A 3,064-nucleotide genomic window follows, 5' to 3' on the forward strand; every position below is an offset into this window, starting at 1 on the left:
TATTGCTGAGGTACAACTACATGCGACACAATGGCTATGGACGTACAATAATGAACGCCCTAATACTGCTATCGGAGGGATTACTCCAAGGCAAAAATTGGCACTAGCTGCTTAAGCCTCTACTTTTAGCTTCAGTTAAAAATGGGGGGATTACCACCCCAGTAACCAGATATTTACTCCTAAAAATCCGGTTCTGTCCAGAGCCTACGCATGAAATATTTTCTTGATATTACTCAAAAGGGGGTTCTTTGCGGGAAGGTACGAAATTTCCCACAAAACCCTTGCAACCCTTTTCCAGCATAGGTTGCAGCCAATAGTCGAGTAACCACTCCCCATTAGGCCCAGTGTGTACGTCAATGGCATTCGGTTAAGCATATGTGACCTTAATTCCATTGCTGCTTTTCCATTTATTAATTGGTTTTCTCGATTGTCTCGGTGAGTGACGATCAGGCCTAATCTTCTGGCGTACTCGCGAAATACACTTAAGTATATTGCTTATAAAACCAAAACTCTCATTGCCAACAGGACAAAGTAATTTTACTAGACTGCGGCCTACTACCAGTAAACAGTTTTTAAAATTGACTTTAAAGTTCTTTATTTCCCCACAAAAATTCTTCCAATAGCTATTTTTTAAATCACTACAATTATCTCTATTATCAGGCTCTGATGGTGGTGGTAATTGTTTATCTGCTTCTGCTTCAAATATTCGAGCAAGATTGATGAGTAACATGTGAGCATAGCATTCCTGCCTTACTCCGCGCTCGGATCTGCTATGAAAGTCTTCAACATCTACAAACTCTTTTGAAATTTTGTACAGTTCCTCAATCCCCCAGCGACCATGATAAACAGCAGGGAATTCGTTTAACGGGTATTGTTCACCCAACAAGGTTGTACAGCAAACATAGGTTTCATTATCTATCGTATATTTAATTAGGCGTAGCTCAATGGGATTAAGTTCAATATCGTAGCCCTGTTTTTTACTTTCATATTTAACCGGACTAGATGGTATATAGCTAATCACCTCATCTTCTTTGTCACTGTCCCAGAATGCCTGAACCGCTTTGTTCACAGGACCAGACTGCATGCGACAAATTAAATGAATCCCCCTTTCAATAGCTTTGACAAGAATGAGATAGCTGAAATAACCGCGATCTAGCACTAGCACATCGCCTAATGTCAGCTTTTCCATATGCGACAGTAAGCAGATACGCTCTCCTTTGACTGGCTCAAGTATGCCGTCATAAATCAGGCCGCTACCCAAGTGATATAAGGTACTCATTAATCCTTGAGGATAATATTGCTGTTTAATTGGTGCCTTATAACCCGCTTCCAGCAACTCATGAGGCACATTAATTCTTGAACCATCAACACCAAAAACGCGATGATTTCGCCACAGAGGTAGCGTGTCACTTTCCTCGCGCATCGCCAACACTTTTTGATTAATCAGGGTAAATATTGTCTCCGGCATTTTCTGTCTGGCTTCACATATAGATGATGCTGACACCGGTTGTTCCTGTAAGGCCGAAAATTCCGAAGTTTCCCAAAGTTCATTTAATAAAATTTTGTATCCCTGGCTATTCTTACTTAAGACTAACTTTAATATAAAAGTTACTAAAAATTGGGTGTTAATAACCCGTTTTCGTGTTTGCCAAACTTTATCAAAATCTTCACATACTTCCTCAATCATTGCTTGTAAGGGGCTCCAAAAATCTTCCATAACTGCATACATCCTTTAGCATCACTCGCTGTAAATATTAAAAATTTTTGAAGTATAGCATAGGGATTCCTTAACCGAATGCCATTGACGTACACACTAGGCCTAAATGGGGGGACTATCTATACAAGATCCACGAATGGCTCGTTGGTTGGGGCAAGTGGTTCAAAAAATAGACGTGTTAGTGGGGTCTGGATATTTAATAATTTAAATGCATGGAATTTAAACAAAGGGTGCGCTCTCTATTTACACCATGATGCTTTATATCAACTTCCTGAAAAATTTTATTCTTTATTATCATATAAGTTGGTTCTTGATGACCATATTAAATCCATTCAAGGACGATCCGTTTATGAACATTTAAAACTGGATTGGAAGTGGGTTCAAAATAATATTAGTTAATTTACTTAAAATTAATAGTCGTTTGATTATTTTGAAATTTTAACCAATTTTCTTAAACGATCTTTCCTAGATAATAATTCAATTCCTGAAAGGATAGGGCTATAAAGTTAATCCCGCATTTTTTTTACTTTGAAATGTAGACAAGTTACTACTTTTGTTATATATTGTAGTTAGGTAACTACATTATTAAGCTGAGATTAATATGACTATTTCAACATTTTCCAGCCGCGAATTTAATCAAGATGTTAGTAGAATAAAAAAAGCTACTAGACAAGGTCCTGTTTTCATTACTGATAGAGGGCATCCAGCACATGTTCTTTTATCCATTGAGGATTATTTAAAGCTAACTCAAACTAAAGAGACTATCGTGGACTTGCTGGCCATGCCTGATTCAGCAGATATCGATTTTGAAGCACCTAAAATAAAAGGTTCTATTTATCGTGTTGAGGAATTTGAGTAATGTACTTACTAGATACGAATATAGTTTCCGAAATAAGAAAAGGAGCTAAAGGTGATACAAACGTATTAAATTGGGCGAGGGCAGCATCAGCTTCTTCACTATTTTTGTCTGTAATCACTATTTTAGAAATAGAGGCGGGAATTCTGAAGAAAGAACGGAAGGATCCCTCTCAAGGAGCGATTTTACGAAGTTGGCTAGATTCTCATGTATTGCCAACTTTTTCAGATAGGATTCTAAATATAGATGTCGCAGTTGCACTACGTTGTGCGAAATTGCATATTCCTGATCCTCGTTCTGAACGAGATGCTCTTATATCAGCTACTGCATTAGTTCATGGTCTGATAGTAGTAACAAGAAATATTAAAGATTTTAAAGAAACAGGTGTAGAGCTTCTTAACCCATGGGAAGTTGTTATTTAAGAAGAGGTAACTTGATATAGCCTGACAGAAGGGTGGTTTGGCCTCTAATATTATCACTAAGGTCTGATA

The 3,064-nt window shown here is 37.6% G+C and carries 4 protein-coding genes and 1 pseudogene; 4 read left to right on the forward strand and 1 reads right to left on the reverse strand.

Translation table 11 applies throughout. The annotated features are described in order from the left end of the window. Positions 1–115: pseudogene (locus tag LDG_RS19230) on the forward strand (IS3 family transposase); the annotation flags it as partial. Between the two features lie 252 nt (positions 116–367). Here the strand turns inward: LDG_RS19230 and LDG_RS02475 are convergent. Continuing rightward, a complete protein-coding gene (locus tag LDG_RS02475; protein WP_006869535.1) occupies positions 368–1,717 on the reverse strand; it encodes an IS4 family transposase in 1,350 nt (449 codons plus the stop codon). A 78-nt stretch (positions 1,718–1,795) separates the two neighbouring features. Between LDG_RS02475 and LDG_RS02480 the strand changes: the two genes are divergently transcribed. From LDG_RS02480 to LDG_RS02490, 3 genes are all read left to right on the forward strand, one after another. Continuing rightward, the gene (locus LDG_RS02480; RefSeq protein ID WP_148263484.1) at positions 1,796–2,116 is read left to right on the forward strand and encodes a hypothetical protein; all 321 of its coding nucleotides are present in this window, start codon (positions 1,796–1,798) and stop codon (positions 2,114–2,116) included. A gap of 202 nt (positions 2,117–2,318) precedes the next feature. Then, positions 2,319–2,576: a type II toxin-antitoxin system Phd/YefM family antitoxin gene (locus tag LDG_RS02485; protein WP_006869537.1), complete on the forward strand. Its 258-nt coding sequence runs from the start codon at positions 2,319–2,321 to the stop codon at positions 2,574–2,576. Beyond that, entirely contained in the window at positions 2,576–2,995 is a 420-nt protein-coding gene (locus LDG_RS02490; protein WP_040534221.1) for a type II toxin-antitoxin system VapC family toxin, read from the forward strand. Before LDG_RS02485 ends, LDG_RS02490 begins: the two co-directional genes overlap by 1 nt. Positions 2,996–3,064: the final 69 nt, after the last annotated feature.

It is taken from the genome of Legionella drancourtii LLAP12 (assembly GCF_000162755.2).
GTDB lineage: Bacteria > Pseudomonadota > Gammaproteobacteria > Legionellales > Legionellaceae > Legionella > Legionella drancourtii.

Bases quoted from the DNA above. Each gene is read 5' to 3' on its own strand.
- LDG_RS02475 (WP_006869535.1), bottom strand. From the start codon at position 1,717: ATGGAAGATTTTTGGAGCCCCTTACAAGCAATGATTGAGGAAGTATGT.
- LDG_RS02480 (WP_148263484.1), top strand. From the start codon at position 1,796: ATGCCATTGACGTACACACTAGGCCTAAATGGGGGGACTATCTATACA.
- LDG_RS02485 (WP_006869537.1), top strand. From the start codon at position 2,319: ATGACTATTTCAACATTTTCCAGCCGCGAATTTAATCAAGATGTTAGT.
- LDG_RS02490 (WP_040534221.1), top strand. From the start codon at position 2,576: ATGTACTTACTAGATACGAATATAGTTTCCGAAATAAGAAAAGGAGCT.